Annotated in this window: 15 protein-coding genes; 7 read left to right on the plus strand and 8 right to left on the minus strand. The window is 45.3% G+C overall.

The genetic code is table 11. From position 1 onward, the window contains the following. The 3 genes from EII32_RS09045 to EII32_RS09055 form a co-directional block, all read left to right on the plus strand. Positions 1–374, plus strand: a 374-nt coding sequence (locus EII32_RS09045) for a transposase (RefSeq protein ID WP_233582361.1), incomplete at its 5' end; no start/stop codon positions are given. Between the two features lie 172 nt (positions 375–546). Next, positions 547–810, plus strand: a complete 264-nt coding sequence (locus tag EII32_RS09050) for a hypothetical protein (RefSeq protein ID WP_125235105.1) — start codon at positions 547–549, stop codon at positions 808–810. A 22-nt stretch (positions 811–832) separates the two neighbouring features. Continuing rightward, on the plus strand, positions 833–1,228 hold the full coding sequence (locus EII32_RS09055) for a DUF4840 domain-containing protein (protein ID WP_158611164.1): 396 nt from the start codon (positions 833–835) through the stop codon (positions 1,226–1,228). Positions 1,229–1,627: 399 nt separating this feature from the next. Here EII32_RS09055 and EII32_RS09060 read toward each other — a convergent pair whose 3' ends face one another. The 7 genes from EII32_RS09060 to EII32_RS09090 all read right to left on the minus strand — a co-directional run bounded on the left by EII32_RS09060 (position 1,628) and on the right by EII32_RS09090 (position 12,750). Next, a complete protein-coding gene (locus EII32_RS09060; RefSeq protein ID WP_125235107.1) occupies positions 1,628–3,103 on the minus strand; it encodes a leucine-rich repeat domain-containing protein in 1,476 nt (491 codons plus the stop codon). 959 nt (positions 3,104–4,062) lie between these two features. Next, on the minus strand, positions 4,063–5,376 hold the full coding sequence (locus EII32_RS09065) for a DUF1302 family protein (RefSeq protein WP_125235108.1): 1,314 nt from the start codon (positions 5,374–5,376) through the stop codon (positions 4,063–4,065). A 1-nt stretch (position 5,377) separates the two neighbouring features. Next, complete coding sequence (locus tag EII32_RS09070) at positions 5,378–6,157, minus strand: outer membrane lipoprotein-sorting protein (protein WP_125235109.1); 780 nt, start codon at positions 6,155–6,157, stop codon at positions 5,378–5,380. Positions 6,158–6,228: 71 nt separating this feature from the next. Further along, positions 6,229–8,580, minus strand: coding sequence for an efflux RND transporter permease subunit (locus EII32_RS09075; RefSeq protein ID WP_125235110.1), 2,352 nt, complete (start codon positions 8,578–8,580; stop codon positions 6,229–6,231). A 23-nt stretch (positions 8,581–8,603) separates the two neighbouring features. Next, a complete protein-coding gene (locus EII32_RS09080) occupies positions 8,604–10,334 on the minus strand; it encodes an ABC transporter ATP-binding protein (RefSeq protein WP_125235111.1) in 1,731 nt (576 codons plus the stop codon). 22 nt (positions 10,335–10,356) lie between these two features. Further along, the gene (locus EII32_RS09085) at positions 10,357–12,111 is read right to left on the minus strand and encodes an ABC transporter ATP-binding protein (RefSeq protein ID WP_125235112.1); all 1,755 of its coding nucleotides are present in this window, start codon (positions 12,109–12,111) and stop codon (positions 10,357–10,359) included. Positions 12,112–12,135: 24 nt separating this feature from the next. Beyond that, a complete protein-coding gene (locus tag EII32_RS09090) occupies positions 12,136–12,750 on the minus strand; it encodes a TetR/AcrR family transcriptional regulator (RefSeq protein WP_125235113.1) in 615 nt (204 codons plus the stop codon). Positions 12,751–13,122: 372 nt separating this feature from the next. Between EII32_RS09090 and EII32_RS09095 the strand changes: the two genes are divergently transcribed. Together EII32_RS09095 and EII32_RS09100 are read left to right on the plus strand one after the other, a co-directional pair. Continuing rightward, positions 13,123–13,848, plus strand: a complete 726-nt coding sequence (locus EII32_RS09095) for a nitroreductase family protein (protein WP_125235114.1) — start codon at positions 13,123–13,125, stop codon at positions 13,846–13,848. A gap of 209 nt (positions 13,849–14,057) precedes the next feature. Beyond that, a complete protein-coding gene (locus EII32_RS09100; RefSeq protein WP_125235115.1) occupies positions 14,058–16,130 on the plus strand; it encodes a M6 family metalloprotease domain-containing protein in 2,073 nt (690 codons plus the stop codon). A gap of 23 nt (positions 16,131–16,153) precedes the next feature. Here the strand turns inward: EII32_RS09100 and EII32_RS12160 are convergent, their stop codons facing one another. Beyond that, positions 16,154–16,318, minus strand: a complete 165-nt coding sequence (locus EII32_RS12160; RefSeq protein ID WP_158611165.1) for a hypothetical protein — start codon at positions 16,316–16,318, stop codon at positions 16,154–16,156. 116 nt (positions 16,319–16,434) lie between these two features. Between EII32_RS12160 and EII32_RS09105 the strand changes: the two genes are divergently transcribed. Together EII32_RS09105 and metG are read left to right on the plus strand one after the other, a co-directional pair. Next, positions 16,435–16,941: a hypothetical protein gene (locus EII32_RS09105; protein ID WP_125235116.1), complete on the plus strand. Its 507-nt coding sequence runs from the start codon at positions 16,435–16,437 to the stop codon at positions 16,939–16,941. A 159-nt stretch (positions 16,942–17,100) separates the two neighbouring features. Further along, positions 17,101–19,209, plus strand: a complete 2,109-nt coding sequence (gene metG, locus EII32_RS09110) for a methionine--tRNA ligase (protein ID WP_125235117.1) — start codon at positions 17,101–17,103, stop codon at positions 19,207–19,209. Positions 19,210–19,244: the final 35 nt, after the last annotated feature.

A 19,244-nucleotide genomic window follows, 5' to 3' on the forward strand; every position in this document is an offset into this window, starting at 1 on the left:
GGGATAAGAGAGTATGGTCTGTTTTTACAAAAGTGCCATACGGAAAAGTGTTTGCCGACAGGGGATACATCAAGCAGGAATTATTTGAGAGTCTCTTTGACAGGGGGATTCACCTTGTGCATGGGCTTAAGGCCAAGATGAAGAACAAACTCATGCCCATATGGGATAAGATAATGCTCAGGAAGAGATACATCATAGAGTGCATAAACGAGCTGTTGAAGAACAAGGCTGAACTTGTGCATTCAAGGCATCGCTCCATACATAACTTCATCATGAATCTATGCTCGGCGCCGGCGGCGTATTGCTTCTTTGACAACGAACCGAATGTACTACCGGTATATGTGGAGAATACAAGGCAATTGCAACTTTTTTAGAAACGGATTATCCCGAACTGGCGTATAAATCAATAAAATACAAACAAAATCCGCTATGATTACCAAATTTTATGATGAATTCTTATCCCGAACTCGCGTATATAATTATTAAATACACGCGCAATAATATCATATAAAAAAGCGTTATTTAAAAAACAAATTTTATATGAATATGAAAAATATTAGTTTGCCGAGAATAATGGTGGTGGGAATTATGACATTGGCATTCTCATCTTGTTTCAATAACGGATACCATGTTGAGAAAAAACTTACAACAAAACAGAAAGAGGATTTCGGAAATACCATAAAGGGTGAATATAAAGGTAAATATATTATATATTACACCAATGCAGAATCCGGTTATACGACCGGTGAAAACGGTAAGGTGAACAAGAGCGGAAAAGAAAATAGAAAATGTCATAATGACTGTCGGTGACTACGATTTAAGATCGATAGCGATGCATAAATTTCCCATAAGCATATTGTCGAACATTGTGGATGCTGATGCCGACCTAAGCAAGGCTCTTGCATCATTGCCGGATATGGATCTCTCTGCCAAGTATCATATCAATTACGAAACTAACTACACAGACATTTTGTTCTACATACAGCCAAACGCGTTATATCTCACGTTGAACTACCGCGGAGCAGACCATCACATACGAATTGAATTTGATAACAGCAATCGTGTATATTGTTTCCATCCGAAAGACCTTGAAAAACAACATGCCTTTAAATCTGTAAACGATATAGTAATGAATCTCTTGGCAATATACAACGGGGCAAAACTCGTGCAGAAGTTTGACCTTTGGGAAGGCAATGGAATGTATGTAATGTTCGATATTGACAATTGAAACTTATAGTTGAAACTAATCATGAGACCGCATGACCTCCCCCAATGATTTAGTCTTTAAAGAACAAAAAACGAAACAACAAAAATAAAATTCACGTTTTATTTGCATCTTACTTAAAAAACACTTACCTTGACACTCGCATTACAGTATCATGCTGTTTTTGCCGGACTTGTAGTTCAGTTGTTATAGCGACAAACTCATAATCCGGAGGGCTCCGGTTCAAGTTCAGGTTGGTTCACATTAAAAATCAGGGAATTAGTCGTCCCTTGAAAACTATATTTCAGCGTGAACTTCGATTTTACAAATTTCGTGCAGAAATATAGTTTTCAAGGGACGACTAAATAATGAACATTCGATAGGTTTCAGCCTACCAAATGGCCATTACGCTTGTTTTTATTTTTACAGAGACACTTTATAAGTATTCTTTCCCACTTGCGCCAAATAAAACCCTGTTGGCAATGGGATTTCAGCATGGCTTGTCATTTTTCCTTTCCATACCGTAGTTCCACTTATATTGTAAATGTTTACCGATACGGACTCGTAGTTTCCGTTGCCCGTGGCATCAATACACAGCATTCCGTTGCTACCATATACTTTATATGCTGTAGTTGGCACATCAGGTGTGATGATTGAAGAAGGCCATTGCCATTCCTCCAACTCAACAATGTCCGGGAAATCTTTGAACACTTCTGACTGACGGTAAGCCTCTGCCGAGCCCTTGGGAACATAAAGAACTGCATTGTTTACAGACGACTCGAAAGGCATATGTGCGAATACGTCTGTCTTTGCATTGGTTTTAGGGGGAATTATTGGACGTGCATACACCTTCCGCAACTTAGAATTGTTCCAAAATGCTTCTCTTCCTATAAAAGTCACGCCCGCCGGTATATCAATAGAATCCAAAGGGGCTGAACAGAATGATGTTATTCCTATGTAAGTAACGGTGGAAGGAATGTCTATTTTTTTTAACTTGGTGAGGAAAAAAGCTCCATTACCTATTCGGGTTATATTATCGGGAATATTTACTTCCTCCAATGCACTGCACCAATGAAAGGCCATATCACCTATTTCCGTCAGTTTGTCTGTTAAGATGGTAGCTTTTCGCAATCCTGCGACAGAGGAATAAGTTTCTTTGAGCACTCTTACATTTTTTGGTACAACCACTTCTTCTATGGTGTTGATTCCATAATACGCTGACCCATCCAAGACTTCAACGGTTTCGGGTAATATGGCAACCGCAGGATTGATCTTGGTGCAGCCATAAAATACACAATTGTGCAATTCACGCAATTTAGAAGGTATATTAACCTCTTTCAGATTGACGCAATTCGTAAACAAATAATCGTTAAGAATTTCAAGATTATCAGGTAGTCTTACTTTTTCAAGTTTATAGCACCAAGCAATTGCACTTTCACCTATTTCTGTTACGTTTTCAGGAATAACCAACTCTTTTAGTACAACATTAAAATTTAATGCCTTGCTACCTATTTTCTTTAGAGTTTTGGGTAATTTAAGGCTTATCAGGTAAGTTCCGTGGAACGCATCGTTTATCAGGGTGTCGCCTTCCACTCGGGCATCTTCTAAATCCAAGTGGCGCAGATTGGTTCGTGGGTCATCTTCCATTCCTTCATCATCTTCCTTTATTTTTTTGATTAATGTTTTCTTATCCAGTTTAGGATCGGGCCAACACAAGCGATGAAGGAATTTGATATCTTTGTTGTTGAGCGTACCTGTAACCTTTATGCTCTTAAGTTGGTTGGCATTTTCCCCTATGACATCCTTCAACGTTCCCGGAGTATCCACATGATATTCCTGCCCATAGATGACGCTTGTACATGTAATCAATAAAAGCCCCAAGTAAATTTTTAGTCTCATATTTATTCTGTCTTATTATTTGAAAAATGAGGGAAGCGTACATCAAATACGCTTCCCTTTGATATAAATTACTCTTTCACGAACTTTGCGGTTTCCTTAGTATTTCCGTTTCTTTCCATCACAGTGACAATGTAAATGTCCGGTGACAAATTGGAAACATTGATTCGCATTTCTTTCTTTGCACTGCCAACATGATATTTACCGTAATTCATTTGGTTCTGTGCACCTGCAGTACAACGGGTCGTACTCGTATTGGTCGGCTGTCAATGTTCTGACATATCCCTCGTAGGAATTTAATTTTATATTTCCACTTGTGAGAATATCTGAAACTTTCCCTGCTTCATCCTTGTAAAAGGATAGAATTATTTCATCTTGGGACAACGTCTTTGCGATATCAGTCTCACAGCCTTGTGCCTGCATGCTTAAACTGTACACAAAAGCAAGTATTAGAAGTATAAAAGATTTCTTCATGATGACATTAATTTTAAGTTAACAATTAAAAGTTACCCCATAACGGATTCTTCTCCTTTCTTGAAGTATGGTGTTAAAATTAAACTTTAAATTATTAGGTAAATCTATTATTTTCTCGAATTTATTAATGTACCTCACAAATATATACAAATCTTTTTATTTTCGCAAATTATTCATAAACTTTCTTGGTTTTTCTCTTCTTTTTATCGAGTTCGGCATTAAAATTCTTGTTAAATTCATCGATAATACAGAAGATTTCCGGAGTGTCCTTGAACGAAGTGAAAAACTTTGTACTCGGTAATAATGGCGGATTTTGTTTGTATTTTATTGATTTTGAACACCATAAAGATGCAACGGTTTCCGCATATTACCAAATTTCATGATGAGTTTTGATCCCGAACTCGCGTATTTATAGATATAAAGTTGCGAAAAAACGTTTCACTACTACAACTTTTTAAGCACTTTTCTTATGGCGAACTCATGTAATATTAAAAACTATATTTCATTTTTATCCATGCTTCGGAATTTTCCCCGTACATGGCAAACACTCCTTTGTCGGCATGGAAAAAGTCGTGTCCTGCGGTGAGTTCTATCTGGTCGTTAAGGGAATATGAAGCCGAAAAGCGGTTGAAGACACCACCGTTTGTCACATCTATATATGCGAAGGTGGAAAGTTTCAACGTGTTTCGCAGCAGTTCTTTCGAAATTCTTGCCGTGGCAAGTCCGGCATTGCGACGTACGGAGAGACCATCGATGTTGCCCGATGTGTATTTATGGCAATACTGCATGCTGACATTCCAGTCGTTGGATGGATACCAATCCATACCCACGAGGGCGTTGAGAGTGTTGCGCCGTGCCACATCTTGTCCCAAACCACCTCCCTGCGCTTCTCCGATACAGCCTGCGATTTCGCCACGAAAGACAAACTGACCGATGGGCAACGAACAGTCGGCACCCAGCATCGTCATACGACGATATTTTCCGTTTACTTGCAGCGACTGCCCGTCTTCCGACAAAAGCAAACAAAGAGCAGGCATTTTGTTCCATGTTCGCAAGGCACTCACAGAGAAGTCTATCCCTCTGAGATTTACAGTTATTTTTCCGCCGAACTCCATATTCCCGAATCTCTTTTCCGGTTTGCCGCTTTCCAAGTCAATGGTATATGGAAGTGATACGTACGGTAACCGAACAGCCCACGGATTGCGTTCGTTTGTAGGCAGAACAAAAAAGTCAACCACGGGATTGCACACAGCCTCGAAAGTTACCGAATGCAATGTGTACTTCGCACGCAGTGCATTTACCGGAATGCGTATGTCGTCATAGTCTTGTGCAAGAAACTCGGTATAGTCAAACGGCGACACGCGGTCGGTAACGCGTATTGCGTCTGCCACACCCCATACGATAATCTGTCGTCCCACGCGCAGATCGAAATTCCCCTTTGCGTAGGACAGATAAGCCTCGCGCAGTTCCACTCCGGTACGTTCTTTCAATATTCCGTTGTAGGTGGCGTTCACGGACAGAAAAAGAGATGCCGTGCCTTTTTCAATCTTCACTTCTCCCCGTGCACGGGTTCTTGAAGCCATCCAATCGGTTTTCCCCTCGGTTCTTACGGCATGGTAAGTGTCAAGGAAACCTTTTGCCTGCACTTGCAAAGCGTTGTCGTCAATATCCTCGACTTCTTCCAACGGAGTATATTCCGATTCTGTCGAAATATTCTCTACCGACAATGTGTCAATTCGGGCTTTTGCTTGTACCGAGAGCATCGGCACAAGCAAAAGAATCCATAATCGCAGTATTTTCATATCATAGTCCTTTCTCCAATTTCGAAACGGTGAACAGATTGGGTGAAACTTTCACATTGAATTTCTGATTATTCATGCGAATGATGGTTTTATGCCCGGTCTGTACATTTATCATCTGCATTAGGTGCATGGTCCAAAATCCCTGTACTTTCTCTATGTTTGAGATTGTGAGTTGACGATGCAGTTTGTTCAGTTTGTCGTAGTATTCCACCTTTACAGCCATGAGGTAGTCCTGCCTAATCCATGTTACTCGCCGTGCATAAATTTCGTCTTTGTCGTTGGGTACAGACTGCACCACCCAACATTTGTGACTGCCCAGCGTTTCCTCTCGCAGAAATTGGTGTTTCTCCTCGTCCACGCTTCTTGTGCTCATGTCATTGTATGTAAAGTCGCTGCCCATGAAATAATCGGTCTTTGACGATTTTCCGCTGATTCGCCTTGTCTTTTTCATTGCAGGGAGGTACAGCCACTTGTCGTCTGTCTTGTTAGGATTGTCATAGTCCCAAGTGAGAAATCCGGTTCCCTTTACATCGCCGGGATAGGTAAAGAACATGATTTTCTTCGTATCCTTTCCTTCGTCTATTGCCCACGATTCGAGCTTTCGCACGCGCTTGTGCCCGCTTTTCTGGATGAGTGTCATTTCGATGGTGGCATAGCGTGTGTCGCCGTCGGCACGGTTTTTCACTTTCTGCATGATGTCTCTGCCCGACAGCCCTGCTGCCTGTGCGCTACAAACCGCCAGTATGGCGATGAGCGATAATGTAAAATGTCTTGTTTTCATTTCGTTGTATGATATTTATGATTGTTATATTCTGGTTTTTGTTGTTCCTTGGGAAGTCCTCTTGTCGTTCCTTAGGAAGTCTTTTGGTCTTTTCCGAATACACGCAGGTATTTGAAGAGGATCGGCGTGAGAAACAGGTCTGCCAGCAACGCCGACACCATGCCTGCCACGGCGAGAAATCCCCAGTTGCACATCTGTGTGGCATCGGAGAAGATGAAACCGGCAAAGGTTGCCGAAATGATTGTCGTGGACATTACGATGGCGAGTCCTTCGGTACGGAAGGTTCTGTTTATGGCTTCGTCGTAGTTGTTGCATCTGTCGTATGCCACATGGCTGTGGTTGATGAAGTGAATGGTGTCATCGACTGCAATACCCAATACCATAGGTATGAGCGAGGCGGTCATCATGTCGAGCGGATAGTCCAACCATCCCATCATGCCCCCAACGATTATGGCGGGTGCAATGTTCGGTATCATGCCTACGAGTCCCACTTTCCAATTGCCGAAGATGAGCACGAGGATAACGCCTATTACTAATACCGACAACAACATCGACCACATCTGTCCGCGTTCGACATACTGTTGCATCACTGTAAACTGCGGAATGTTGCCCACCACCGAAACGTGTGCGCCGGGAAAGAGCCTGCGTGCCTCTTCCTGCAGCATGTTCATTTCCTTCTCTGCCTGATTGGAGTTGTAATTGTCCAGTTCCAGTTGCAGTCGCAGCCGCTTGTAGTCGTAGTCCATCCAGTATTCCGACTCCGTTCCTCCGGCATTCTCGTAGAGCAGCAGTAGCTGTGCCACCATGTCGGAATTATCGGGAATACGATAGAATTGCCGCTCGTTTCCGTTTAGCGTGCAGTTCATGTCTTTTATTATGTCGGTGATGGAATTGTGGCGTTTTGTCAGTTTGTACCCTCCGGCAATCTCCGACAGACGGTCGAGTTTCTGCAAGTTCTCCGGTTTCTTGGCATCATTCTCATGCGGCAGTGTTATCATAAGGTCGTAGGCATACATCGATCCGAGTTCGGTCTCACATAGGTCGAGGAAATTCTTAACATAAGGAATCTTCCGCCCCATGGTCTTCTCTATGTCGAACGCCGGCTCTATGAAGAAAAGTCCTATGCCGCAGAATACGGTCAGCACTACCGATGAGGCGATGACAGAGCGATGATTGCGCATTATGAAACTGCCGGACCGTTCGAAGCGTTTGCCGATGTATCCCTCGAAACTTTTGGACATGTCGGCATAAGGTTTGCGATCTTTGCCGAACGACAATACGATGGGTGTGATGAGCAGACAGGTAAGCAGCACGGCAAGCAGGCACAGTGAGGTGTTGATGCCGATGGCTTTCATCGGGACTATTTTCATGGATAGAAAAGTCATCATGGCTGCAATGGTGGTAAGTCCCGACAGCAATACACCCCAACCCGTTTCGCCCACGGCTTCTCTGATGGATGCTTTTCGCTTTCCGGTTTCGACAAACTGCGTTTTAAAGAAATTATACAAGTGAATGTTGTAGGCTATGGAGCAGGCAAAGGTAAGAATCACGGCAATCATTGCAGTACTCATGTCGATGTAAAGGCCTGTCCAGCCGATTATTCCGAAGCCTATGAGAAGTCCGAAAACAGAGGTGAGCAGCGGAGCGATAACACCGCGCGGCGAGCGTGTCACCACGAGCATCACGATGATGGATACTATGAAAGCGAACAAGAACAGCCGTCCCAACTCGCCTTTGAGATAAACGAATTTCTCATAAGCCAGATACGGCATTCCCGCTGCGTTGGGTGACAGTTCGGCATATTTTGCCTTGCCGATGATGTGTCCTGCCTCCTTTCCGGTAATCATGTCGGGAGCGATGTTGCTTGTTTTCTTCCAGACACTGTCTTCGGGGAATGGGCGCAGTTTTACCATAATCCACGTCATGGTACCGTCTTGCGACACCATTTTCTTTGCCAGATACGGCTTGCTGTATGCTTTCCGTCGGATTTCACCAAGTGATGCATTGTCCGAAGGTATCTCGTCAGGCACAATCTGCTCTATTGTCATGCCCTCTTCCGTACCCACGGCAAACTCGATGTCGGTCAGCGACGTTACTTTCTCGGCATACGACAGACTGTCTTTCAGTTCGTTGCTGAGTTCCCGGATGAGCGTGAGGCTGCGTTTGGAGAATATGTCTTTGTTCTTTACAAGTACCGCCACATAGTAGTCGTTGCCGAATATGGACTTGAACTCGTTAGTTTTGAGAAGCATCGGGTCGTCGCTAACAAAATAGTCGTCGAACGATGTTTTCATAATAATGCGTTTCGTGCCTGCGAATGAGAAGGCAATGAGAACTGCAAATATCCCTGCTACCACAAGACGGTGGCATAGAATCCAGTCTGCAAACTGCTTGAATTTACTGTTGATTTTTACGATTTTCATTTTTGTTATATTTCTTTTTATTGTTATTTATCGCTGTTTTCTTGTTGAAGTTTCACCATTCGTGCGAACTCGCCGTTCTTTGCCATCAGTTCGTCGGGCGTACCCTGTTCGCTTACCATTCCTCCGTTAAGAACCACTATATGGTCGGCATTGCGTACGGTTCGCATGCGGTGGGCAATGATTATGACGGTCTTGTCGCGCACCAGTTCGGAGATACCGGCTTGTATCTTTGTTTCGTTCTCGGCATCAAGGCTTGCGGTGGCTTCGTCCAAGAGTATTATTGGAGCATTCTTCAGAAGAGCGCGGGCAATGGAGATGCGCTGACGCTCGCCTCCCGAAAGCGTTTCTCCGTTTTCGCCTATTATCGTGTCGTAACCGTTCGGCATGCGATTGATGAAATCGTCGCATTGTGCCAATCGTGCCACACGGCGCACTTCCTCGTCGGTGGCATCGCGCTTGCCTATGCGGATGTTGTCGGCAACGGAGGCGTTGAAAAGCAGTACATCTTGAAATACAATGGCATAGTTTTTAAGCAACGTTTCGGGATCAATCCCTGAAATGTCTTTTCCGCCTACCAATATCTGTCCGCCATTGATGTCCCAAAAACGTGCGGCGAGTTTGGTGGCAGTACTCTTTCCGCCACCCGACGGTCCCACGAGGGCGGTCACCTCTCCCTGACGGGCTTTGAAAGAAACGTTTTGCAATATCTGCTTTTCGCTTTCGTATGCGAAACTTACGTTGCGGAACTCAATGTCGTATCCGTTTATCTGCACTTCCTTGTCCCCCTCTTGCGCCGGCATCGCATTGATTTCCTTCACGCGGTTGATGCGCACGTCGAGAAAGGCGAGTATGGCAAGATTGTTGCACACTTCATGAATGGGGTTATAAACCATTGCCGAGGCTATAAGAAATGCCAGATAGGTAAACACCGACACATCGCCGTACTGCAGCAGCCATGCTCCCACGAGAATAACCGACGGCATGCCCAATTTCAACAACACGGCAGAAAGATTGACGAGTACGCCTGCCACCAATTCGTGGTCAAGCAAATCTTTTTCGTAGTTTTTCAGACGTTGGTCGAAACTGTGGCAATATTCCTGCTCGCCGCTGTACGACTTTATTTCCTGTACACATTCGAGTCCTTCCTGTATTTGTTCGGTAACACCTCGCTTTACATGGTATAGGTGTACGAAAGCTTTGGCGAGTTTATGTCTCGATAACAGCAGCGTAGCCACGCCAAGCGGTACTACCCAGAAGAGAGCGGAAGCCAATCGCCAATCGTAACTGAATAGTCCTGCGGCAATGAGGATTATGCTCAACGCGGAAGCGAATATCTGCGGAACGGCATGCGAGAAAATATGTTCCAGTTGCGTGCAGTCTTCCATTACGGTAGAGGTGAGGTCGGAAAGGTTGCGTTCGCCGAAAAATGCCAGTGGCAGTCGGCGCAGTTTCTCCGCTATGCCAATGCGACGTTGCGCACTTTCGGTGTATATGGCTGTGTAGGTGCTGTCGTACTGCCATCGGCATATAATAAACATCACCACCGCCAATCCTGTTGCCAACAACAGATAGAACCACAACGTATGCGGCTGCATTTGCGGCTGCGTGCCGATGTATTCCATTAGGAATAAGAACAAATAAGTGGGTGGCAGCATTAACGCAAGGTTGAGCAGCGTTGAGAAAACTATTCCTCGCCGCAGATCCTTTGCCCCTTTTTCCGACAGGGCGAAACGGTTTTGAAAGTATCTTGTCATTGTCGTATGTGTTTTTTAATGTTTACAGTTTCCATGTTACCGATTTTTGGTATTCGTTCCACATATTATAATATATATTCTTCCGTATCATCAGTTCATCGTGGGTACCCTGTTCGGCAATCCTGCCGTTCTCCACCACCACGATGTTGTCGGCATTCCGCACGGTTGTCAGTCTATGGGCTATCATCAATACGGTCTTGCCGTGAGTGAGATGCGCGAGGGCTTCACGGATGAGATGTTCGTTTTCGGGGTCGGCAAAGGCAGTTGCTTCGTCAAGCAGTACGATTGGAGCATCTTTAAGAATGGCGCGGGCAAGGACAATGCGTTGTTGTTCGCCGCCGGACAGGTAAGTGCCTTCCGCACCGATTATGGTGTCCAATCCCAGTGGCAGCCGGTCGATAATCTCACGGCTCTGTGACAAATCTATGGCACGATTCACCTCTTCGATAGTTGCTTCGGGACTGCCGTAACGTATGTTTTCCAAGACAGAGGTCTTGAACAGTCGGGTATTCTGAAAAACGAATGACACATTACGCATCAGTTCCTCCTTGTCTGTCTGTCTCACGTCTGTTCCGCCGATGCTCACGCAGCCTTCCCTTACGTCCCAAAAACGGGGAATTAGTCTTGCGATGGTGGTTTTTCCGCTGCCGGAGGCTCCCACAAGTGCCACCGTCTTTCCTTCGGAAATGGTAAGATTTATGTGGCTTACGGCATCTTTTTCCGCTCCCTCGTACCGGAACGAAACATCATTAAGACGTATGTCGAATGCCTTTATTCTCTCCGGTGTATCGCAGTCCGGAAGCGGCGGCACACAAGTGAGTTTTTCTAATCGTTCCACCGCTTCGTTCGCAAGAAACAGGTTCTGACTGAGATGCATCGCTTTCATTACATTTGCAGAGATAATCGGTGCAATCAGCACATAAAGAATAATATCGGCAATGATGCCTGCCGTTTGTCCGCCGTGTTCCAACAGTATAATACCTGTCGGCACGAGAAAGAAAGCGAAAGCATTAATGGCGACGGTGTATGCAGACATCGGTTTGCGCCACAGAAGGGTGAATCTTATTACAAGGTCGCGGTAGTTGATAATGCTGTCATAAAAACGCTTGAACGAGAACACCGTTTGTTGAAAGACTTTTACCACGGGGATGCCTCGTACATATTCCACTGCCTCGGAACTCATTTTCTCCTGTGCGTCAAGATACATTCGTTGGAAATGGTTGTTTTTCGGATTCATCATATATCCCATGATGCCGAAAGCACATACAATCGGCACCATCGAGGCAATGCCCAACTGCCAGTTTACTGCGAGCAGGAGAATGATTACTCCAATCGGAGCGACAATGCTTCCGGCCGCATCGGGCAGTATATGTGCCACGAAAGTGTGTGTCTGTCCGGAATCTTCGTCTATGATTTTGCGCATCTGTCCCGTGTTATGCGTGTCGAAGAATCCCGGCGGCACACGCATTAGCCGTTCCATCGCACTGCGACGCATGTTGGTTTCTACACGGAAAGCGGCAAGGTGTGAGAGCATAAGGGCTGCGAAATAGAGCAGCACGTTTACTACGGATACCACGAATGCCGCAAGGGCATAGTTCCATACGGGTGTGTCTGCAAAATTGTTTTCCTCTGTGAGCAATGTGCGCACCACAAGCCATAAAAGAACAAATGGAACGAGCGACAGCAACCCGTTTACTGCCGAAAGTACCATGGAACAGGGCAGCAGCAGCCTGCGTTCTCCCATGTAAGTTCCTAAACGTTTGAGAGTTTTTATCATATCCTTATATATTTAAAATAGTTTTTACGGTTTTATTAGTTCTTTCCAGCCCGCCATGCTATAAGCCGCATATTGTTTTAGTGCACGAACCATTTCCCTATCATCATATTCCTCGTGTTCCACAAGTTCGGAAAGAACGCTCGTCCAAGTGGAACTGACAATGTGTAGGAAGAAAGGAGAAATGTCAATGTTTATGTGCGGATAACGCTCCTTTATAAGTCGCAGGTATTCTATGCCTGTTCTTGTTTGATGCTCGATAATTCTGTCTTTATATCCGGCAAGTGATGTTCCTTCGGCATTGAACAACAGCAACCGTAGTTCGGGGCGGAAGTTCTTTACTAGCGTATTCATTGCAATGATGTATTCGTCCTGGATTTTTTTTGAATTGAACACATCGAGTCTCAGATGCCTTTCCGAATTATGCGATTGTATATAACGGTCGAGTGTATTGATGAGCGGACGAAGTACTTCGCGGAACAATTCGTCCTTGCTGCCGAAATAGTTATACACGTTGCCCACGGCAATACCCGCCTTGCCCGCTATCATGCGAACTGAGGTGCATCTTACGCCGTGAGTGATGAACTCCTCGCGAGCAATCATGAGAATGCGTTGTCTTATGTCATCTTTCAATGTCTGCATATAAAGTGAGATTTATCAATAATGAACAACGTCCTTTTTCGTTCATAAAAAAAACGCACCATTCTTCGTTGGAACGGTGCGTTTTACACAATGGGAGTTTATGCCCATGTCGTATTTGGTGTTTATTTCTTATCATAAGATGAAAAATTTTACTGCTGCAAAAGTAGAAAGAAACATAGAATGCAACAATACCTAAAAATTGTGATTTTAATCAATGGTGTCTCAAAGTACATTTTGTAAATCATGTTTCAAACGTTGTGTCTGTTATATTTATTAACATAATATTTTGTATTTATTATCAGGAAAAACATATCTTTGCATGACAACTTTGTGTAAATAAACATTTTTTAAAATAGAAATTAGGAGGAATTTATGTCATTGCGAGAGATATTGGAGCATAGACGCGCCGTTAGGAAATACGATGCGACAAAGTTTGTTGACGAAGAAAAAGTAAAAGAGTGCATACGTCTTGCCACGTTGGCACCCACGAGTTCCAACATGCAACTTTGGGAATGCTACCACGTAACCAACCCGGAGGTGTTGAAGCAGTTGGCAACGGCATGTCTCGGACAAGGTTCGGCAAAGACTGCACCGCAAATAGTGGTGTTCGTTACGCGGCAAGACAGATGGAAAAGTCATGCCGATGCAGTACTCAAAGCAAATATAGAGGAGATAAACCTTAACAGTCCGGAGGAGCGTAAGGCACATCGCATAGCCATGCAGGAAGATTATTATGCAAGATTGATGCCGTACAATTATAAGCGGTTCTTCGGCTTGTACGGCATGTATCGAAAACTGGTAATTCAGACAAAAGGCATGTTCCGCCCCGTGAAACGTCAGATTTCGGAACATGACATGCGCGTTGTCGTACACAAGAGTTGTGCACTTGTCGCGCAAACTTTCATGTTGGCAATGAGCGAGCAGGGATATGATACATGTCCGCTGGAAGGATTCGACAGTCTGCGCGTAAAGAAAATACTGCACTTGCCGAGCGACTGCGGCATCAACATGGTTATTACATGCGGCGTACGTTCCAAAGGAGGAGTGAGAGGCGACCGTTACAGGCTGCCCTTGTCGGAGTTTTATCATAAGGTGTAAATATCGAAATGTCGTTCGGTATCGTGTGCGGGGAACCATTTGCAACGCTAATTGCTTATTTGCGAAATGGTTGCACGATAGGTGGCGTTGTCGGAATGAAATGTTATTAAATCATAATTCTGTTTGGATAATAAATGAATTTTAATATAAAGAGTTATCTTTGCAAAAGTATTAATTATCATCAAGGAAAACACAATTAAAATAGAAGAATGAAAAAATTATTTTACTCGCTGGCAATGTTGTTTATTGCAATTACGGCGACGGCCATTCCCGCCAAGAAAGGAGTCAAGACCACATTGAAACTTACGGACGGAACGCAGGTGGTTGCAGAACTGCGTGGTGATGAGTACGGACATTACTACGAGGCCGCAGACGGCAGAGTCTTTGTGGAATCTGAAACACCTAACATTTTTACCGTTGCCGACAAGGCAAAACTCATTGGTAAGGCCGATGAAAGAAGGAAAGCACGCGATGCCCGCCGTGCTGAAAGACGGAAAGAGTTCGGAGTTCCCACGTCATATACCGGCAAGAAAAAAGGTATCATAATACTTGTCAACTTTGCCAATAAGACATTCAAGACGGAAAACAACAATGCACTCTTCCAAAGAATAGCGAATGAAGAGAATTTCTCAGAAGGATCATTTGTAGGCTCTGTACATGACTATTTCAGTAAGCAGAGTAACGGGAATTTCGACCTCACTTTCGACGTGGTGGGTCCGGTGACCGTTTCCAGAAACGATTCGTATTACGGCAGTAACGACATATATGGAAATGACCTGCGCCCACAAGAGATGGTGGTAGAAGCATGCAATCTCGTGGCAGACATGGTTGATTTTAAAGATTACGACTGGGACGACAACGGTGAAGTGGATCAGGTTTATGTCCTCTACGCAGGTAAAGGCGAGGCGGACGGCGGACTGCCGGTCACAATATGGCCGCACGAGTGGGAACTTTCTGCCACGGGCAAGGTTCAGAACATAGACGGAATGCGCATCAATACATACGCTTGCGGACCGGAACTTAACGGATCGGGAAAAATAAACGGCATAGGAACATTATGTCACGAATTTACGCATTGTCTCGGACTCCCCGACTTCTACGATACGGGATACCAAAACTTCGGGTTGAATGCATGGTCGGTAATGGACTACGGGTGCTACAACAACAATGGTTTCACACCGTGCAACTATACCGGATACGAGAGAATGTTCTGCGGTTGGGTAAACCCCACCGAACTTAAGGCTCGCAACACCACGGTGACAGACATGAAATCGATGGACGATTTCGGAGAGGTGTTCATCATGCGCAATCCCGGACATGATGACGAATACTATATCTTGCAGAACGTGCAGCAGAAAGGATGGGACTTGTATGCAAAAGGCAAAGGACTGCTGATTATGCACATTGACTATAACAAGGATATATGGAAGAAAAACAAAGTAAACTCAAGTTCGTCGCGTCAACGATGCACAATCTTCCCTGCCGACAATTATCTTAACGCCAATTCGCTCGCCGGCGACCCATTCCCCTATGGTTCGAAAAACAGTTTCGGTAACGGCACGTTGCCTTCTGCCAAATTGTACAACAATAACAGCGACGGTACGAAGAAAATGAATATTGAAATAACAGACATAAAGATGAGTAGCGACGGAACCATATCGTTCAACTTTGTTAATAACAATGAGGGAGCAGAAGAACCGGAAGACTTACTCTTCAAAGAGACTTTTGACAAATGTGCAGGTACAGGAGGAAATGACAACAAATGGAAAGGAGGGATAGCAAACGCGGCATTCGTTCCCGACAACGATACATGGACCGTACAGAGTGCGTACGGTGCCGACCGTTGCGCACGCTTCGGCACAGGCAAGGTGAGCGGAATGGCAACAACTCCGGAATTTACAGTTAATGGTTCGGCAGTATTTAAGTTCAAGGCAGCACCTTGGGGCGATGAAAATAGTACGTTGAACATAACTTCATCCAACCAAGGAATAACGCTGTCGGATGCCTCTTTCGCTCTCAACAACAACACTTGGAACGAATGTACGCTGACACTTACAGGCAACGGTACGGTAAAAATTTCTTTTGCTGCAACCAACAACCGATTCTTCCTTGACGACATGACTGTTGCGAAAGAAATTACCAACGGTATAAGCATAGTCAACCCAATTGTGAATGCTGGCAGCAACCGCATATACAGCATCGACGGACGTTATCTTGGCAACGATATCAATGCACTCGGCAGCGGTCTGTACATCGTGGGAGGAAAGAAAATAGTGAAATAAAGAAACAGGCAAATGCCACGAACTCACACGGACAGATGTGTGTATTTCGACACATCGTCCGTGTTTTTCGTGCCGTTACTTTTCCCGTTGCCGGCATGTCCGGCTTCCCGCGATTTGTTTTTCATGCCTGCCGAAAGAATTGTCGCAGACGTGTAAAACAACACCATGTGCGCAATTTCATGTGACATATTTTCTTGTTTTAGAAAGAAATCATTATATTTGCGAAAAATTTCGCAATAAATAACAACCTGTATGTCAAAGTAATATAGATTATTATCAATAACCAATAAACAACGATTTAAGAATGAAAAGAATTATTTCGGCATTGATGTTGGCAATGGTTGCCGTTTGTGTAAACGCACAGTCGTTTAACGTGTATATACAAGATTCCGAAGGACAGTACACAAACATAAGAAATGCCCCCGGAGGCAAGGTGGTAAAGAGACTTGTAACGGGAATATACGCCTTGTGTGTGAGAAACGTGAGAAACGGCTGGTGGGAGATTGTTCCTAACACCTTGGAAGATGTTGAAAGTCAAGAAAAAGTATCAATGAACGATGAGAAAAGCCCATGCTTCATACATTACTCCGCAATAGCCGTGGCAACACGCAATTATGACGGCAGGCAACTATATCTGCGCAAGTTGCCTGACGGCAAGGCGGCAGTGGAGTTTTCGTTTGGCGATGAAAAAGAACTCAGGCCGTTGAAAATAAAGAACGGATGGGTGAAAGTGCGGACATTGGACAAAAAACACACGGGCTGGATAGAGGAGGAATGGCTCTGCGGAAACCCGGTGACAAACTGTTCTTGACCGCAGATTGTTGACAAAAATACGGTCATGGTAAAATATCAAGGTTGCCGGGAATGTCATAACTGACAGGTGCGATGAGAAGATACGTTCATTTTTGAACGCCTGCTTACATGTTTTTCGGAGTATTTTCGTAACTTTGCGCCCAAATAATTGAATAGAATGGAACAGAAAAGAAATTTCAAGCGCACGACGGTAACATCGGCACTGCCATACGCAAACGGTGGAATTCACATCGGACACTTGGCCGGAGTGTATGTGCCTGCCGACATATATGTGCGCTATCTGAGGCTGAAGAAAGAAGAAGTGATGTTCATAGGAGGCTCGGACGAACACGGAGTGCCGGTAACTATGCGTGCAAGGAAAGAAGGGATAACGCCGCAGGACGTGGTTGACCGCTATCATAAAATGATAAAAGACTCGTTCGCAGAGTTCGGAATATCGTTCGATGTATATAGCCGCACCACAAGCAAGACACATCATGAGTTTGCCTCCGATTTCTTCCGAAAACTCTATGAAGATGGAAAATTGGTGGAGGAGACAACAAAACAATACTACGACAACGAGGCACAACAGTTTCTCGCTGACCGTTACATAACGGGCGAATGCCCGCACTGCCACAGCGAAGGGGCATACGGAGACCAGTGTGAGAAATGCGGAAGAGACTTGTCGCCTAACGAACTTGTAAACCCCAAAAGCACGATAAGCGGTTCGGAACCGGTGTTGAAAGACACCAAAAACTGGTATCTGCCGCTCGACAAGTATCAGGACTGGCTCAAACGGTGGATACTCGAAGGACACAAAGAATGGCGACCGAACGTTTACGGGCAGTGCAAGTCGTGGCTCGACATGGATTTGCAACCGCGTGCCATGACGCGCGACCTCGACTGGGGAATACCCGTACCGGTGGAAGGAGCCGAAGGTAAAGTGTTGTATGTATGGTTCGATGCACCGATAGGATATGTCTCCAACACAAAAGAACTGTGCGACAGTAATCCGGATCGCTGGGGGACATGGCAGAAATGGTGGCAGAATCCCGATACGCGCCTCGTGCATTTCATCGGAAAAGACAACATCGTGTTCCACTGCCTCATCTTCCCGGCTATGATGAAAGCGCACGGAGAGTACATCATGCCGGACAACGTGCCGGCAAACGAGTTCCTGAATCTCGAGAACGACAAGATAAGCACAAGTCGCAACTGGGCGGTATGGCTGCACGAATACTTGGCGGAGATGCCGGGCAAACAAGACGTGTTGAGGTATGTACTTACCGCCAACGCGCCGGAAACCAAGGACAACAATTTCATGTGGAAAGATTTTCAGGAGCGAAACAACTCTGAACTGGTGGCAATATACGGGAATTTCGTGAACCGCGCACTGCAACTTACCAAGAAATATTTCGACGGGAAGGTGCCGGCGAGAGGAGAATTGCTCGACATAGATAAGGCGGCACTCGAAGAACTTGCCGCCGTGAAAGCGAAAATAGAAACCATGCTCGACCAATTCAAGTTCCGCGAGGCACAGTTCGAGGCAATGAATCTCGCAAGGCTCGGCAACCGTTACATTACCGAATGCGAGCCGTGGAAAGTGTGGAAAACCGACCAAGGGCGTGTGGCTACGGTGCTCAACATCTGTCTGCAACTCACGGCAAACCTGTCCGTCGCTTTCGAACCGTTCCTGCCGTTCTCGTCAAAGAAACTGCAAGGAATGCTCAATATAGACATCACGGACTCGACTTCAAACTGCATGCAGACATCTGACGTGAAACTGTCGTGGGAAAGTCTCGGAAACGCCGACCTGCTCGAACCGGGACACCAACTGGCAGAGCCTTCGCTGCTGTTCGAGAAGATTGAAGACGAGACGGTGGAACGCCAGATAAAGAAACTCGAAGATACCAAGAAAGCCAACGAGATTGCCGCATACGAGCCGGAACCGGTAAAGGAATACACCGATTTCGACACCTTCGAGAAGATGGACATACGCGTCGGGAAAGTGTTGAGATGCGAGAAAGTGAAGAAATCCAAGAAACTGCTACAGTTCGCGATAGACGACGGGAGCGGTGTGGAACGCACCATACTCAGCGGCATTGCGGCATACTACGAGCCGGAAAAACTCGTTGGCAGGCAGGTGTTGTTCATTGCCAACTTCCCTCCGCGCAAGATGATGGGCATCGAGAGCAGGGGAATGATACTCTCGGCAGTAGATGCCGATGGCTCGCTGCATCTCGCTTCGGTTGCCGATGAGGTGAAACCGGGAAGCAGAGTGGGATAGGCACCGAAAGGCAAAGAGCGTTCTTTCTCGCTCTT

It is taken from the genome of Prevotella sp. OH937_COT-195 (assembly GCF_003932845.1).
GTDB lineage: Bacteria > Bacteroidota > Bacteroidia > Bacteroidales > Bacteroidaceae > Prevotella.

Bases quoted from the DNA above. Each gene is read 5' to 3' on its own strand.
- EII32_RS09050 (WP_125235105.1), top strand. From the start codon at position 547: ATGAAAAATATTAGTTTGCCGAGAATAATGGTGGTGGGAATTATGACA.
- EII32_RS09055 (WP_158611164.1), top strand. From the start codon at position 833: ATGCATAAATTTCCCATAAGCATATTGTCGAACATTGTGGATGCTGAT.
- EII32_RS09060 (WP_125235107.1), bottom strand. From the start codon at position 3,103: ATGAGACTAAAAATTTACTTGGGGCTTTTATTGATTACATGTACAAGC.
- EII32_RS09065 (WP_125235108.1), bottom strand. From the start codon at position 5,376: ATGAAAATACTGCGATTATGGATTCTTTTGCTTGTGCCGATGCTCTCG.
- EII32_RS09070 (WP_125235109.1), bottom strand. From the start codon at position 6,157: ATGAAAACAAGACATTTTACATTATCGCTCATCGCCATACTGGCGGTT.
- EII32_RS09075 (WP_125235110.1), bottom strand. From the start codon at position 8,580: ATGAAAATCGTAAAAATCAACAGTAAATTCAAGCAGTTTGCAGACTGG.
- EII32_RS09080 (WP_125235111.1), bottom strand. From the start codon at position 10,334: ATGACAAGATACTTTCAAAACCGTTTCGCCCTGTCGGAAAAAGGGGCA.
- EII32_RS09085 (WP_125235112.1), bottom strand. From the start codon at position 12,111: ATGATAAAAACTCTCAAACGTTTAGGAACTTACATGGGAGAACGCAGG.
- EII32_RS09090 (WP_125235113.1), bottom strand. From the start codon at position 12,750: ATGCAGACATTGAAAGATGACATAAGACAACGCATTCTCATGATTGCT.
- EII32_RS09095 (WP_125235114.1), top strand. From the start codon at position 13,123: ATGTCATTGCGAGAGATATTGGAGCATAGACGCGCCGTTAGGAAATAC.
- EII32_RS09100 (WP_125235115.1), top strand. From the start codon at position 14,058: ATGAAAAAATTATTTTACTCGCTGGCAATGTTGTTTATTGCAATTACG.
- EII32_RS12160 (WP_158611165.1), bottom strand. From the start codon at position 16,318: ATGTCACATGAAATTGCGCACATGGTGTTGTTTTACACGTCTGCGACA.
- EII32_RS09105 (WP_125235116.1), top strand. From the start codon at position 16,435: ATGAAAAGAATTATTTCGGCATTGATGTTGGCAATGGTTGCCGTTTGT.
- metG (WP_125235117.1), top strand. From the start codon at position 17,101: ATGGAACAGAAAAGAAATTTCAAGCGCACGACGGTAACATCGGCACTG.